This window comes from Sphingomonas yabuuchiae, assembly GCF_001477495.1.
Lineage (GTDB): Bacteria > Pseudomonadota > Alphaproteobacteria > Sphingomonadales > Sphingomonadaceae > Sphingomonas > Sphingomonas yabuuchiae_A.
This window is the reverse complement of sequence record NZ_LDTF01000153.1, coordinates 1-851: the sequence shown is the minus strand read 5'-3', so window position 1 is coordinate 851 and position 851 is coordinate 1. Positions and strand designations below refer to the sequence as shown.

Genomic DNA, 851 nt, shown 5'->3' with positions numbered 1-851 from the left:
GGAACATGCCGCCCGGCGGCGTCATGGTCATCTGCTCGGGCGTCACCCGGCTGTCGGAACAGCCGATCCACAGGAAGTCGGGCTTCTGCCCGACGGTCTGCCGCTGGAAGAAGTCGGTCTTCTCCTCCAACAGTTCGGTCGCCCAGGCCTTATTGGCCAGCAGGAGCTGCTTATATTCCCTCATGCGTAGCGCACTCCCGTCGATGGGGCATTGATGAGCGGGGCGGTCCGTTCGGCGATGTCGCCGCGCACGATCACGCTGATCCCACGGAAGTCGGCGCCCTTGATGAAGGCGTTGATGATGTCGACATTGTCCAGGTCGACATAAGAGGTCGAGGACAGGTCGATCAGCAAATTGGCACCGTCCGGCACCTTGGCCAGCGACTTCTGCAACTCGTACTTATGGATGAAGTACAGGTTGCGCCGTGCCCGGATCAGGCAGTCGCCATCGTCATAGGCATAGGTCAGCGCCGGGCGGAAATTGCGCGCCACGACGAACACGAAGCCGACGACCAGCCCGACCAGAATGCCGATCAGCAGGTCGGTGCGCAGGATCGCCAGGATGGTGACGATGAAGGGGATGAACTGGCTCCACCCCTGCTTGTAGCGCTCGGTGAACAGCTTGGGCTTGCACAGCTTGTAGCCGGTGGCGATCAGCACGGCGGCGAGCGCGGCCAGGGGGATCTGGTTCAGCACGACCGGGATCAGCGCGACCGACAGCAGCAGCCAGGTGGCGTGCAGCATCGTCGACAGCTTGCTCTCCGCGCCCGCATCGACATTGGCGGAGGAGCGGACGATCACCGAGGTGACGGGCAGGCCGCCGAGCAGGCCGGAGACGATATTGCCGCCGC

At 63.7% G+C, this 851-nt stretch carries 2 protein-coding genes; both read right to left on the bottom strand.

The features are described from left to right. On the bottom strand, positions 1–184 hold a 184-nt coding region (locus tag NS355_RS17770; protein WP_275934739.1), incomplete at its 3' end, for a carbonic anhydrase. Beyond that, positions 181–851 (bottom strand): SulP family inorganic anion transporter (locus tag NS355_RS17765; protein ID WP_167345496.1); only part of this gene is annotated, 671 nt, incomplete at its 5' end. The genes NS355_RS17770 and NS355_RS17765, both read right to left, overlap by 4 nt.